Genomic DNA, 580 nt, shown 5'->3' on the forward strand with positions numbered 1-580 from the left:
CCCGTTCAGGTAAAGCTGGAGGAGATCATGGAAGATATCCATACAGCTAACAGCGGGCTGGGGGCAGTGGAAAAAATTGTCACCCCTATCATGGATGAGTATTATGAGAAAGGGGTACTGACTCCTGAGGAATGCGCCAAAAAAATGCAGGACAAAGCGTGGATATATTTAAACGAATAATTTATATAAAACAGATACTGGCGGTGAAATATATGAAACATAGACATTTAATATCCTTGATTTTGACAATTCTTTTCCTGGCGGCTGCCGTCCCAGGTTGCGGCCCTGCAGAAACTGATGAAAAACCGGAAAGCAGCGCACCCAGTTCAGTGGAAAGCAAAGCGCAATCTGCTCCTGCGCCCAGTCCTACCCCGGAACCCACCCCCTATGTGGATCCGGAAGGACTTACAGGACAGCTTACTCTCCTGCACTTTACCAGCACCGGCACTTCGGAGCAATTGGATGCCATGGCGGAAGAGTTCATGGAAATTCACCCTGGCGTCACAATAAAGACGGAATATGGCGTGGACAGCGATACGCTTACCGCAGAAAACGGGGATGAACTCCGTGCGGTATATGA

At 48.6% G+C, this 580-nt stretch carries 1 protein-coding gene and 1 pseudogene; both read left to right on the forward strand.

Going from position 1 to position 580, the window contains the following annotated elements; genetic code table 11:
- Positions 1-180, forward strand: a 180-nt coding sequence (locus D1841_RS18325) for a hypothetical protein (RefSeq protein WP_207710219.1), incomplete at its 5' end; no start/stop codon positions are given.
- Positions 159-580: pseudogene (locus D1841_RS18330) on the forward strand (hypothetical protein); the annotation flags it as partial. The gene D1841_RS18325 and the pseudogene D1841_RS18330, both read left to right, overlap by 22 nt.

The organism is Neglectibacter sp. X4 (genome assembly GCF_009917365.1).
In the GTDB taxonomy this organism is placed as follows: domain Bacteria; phylum Bacillota; class Clostridia; order Oscillospirales; family Acutalibacteraceae; genus Acutalibacter.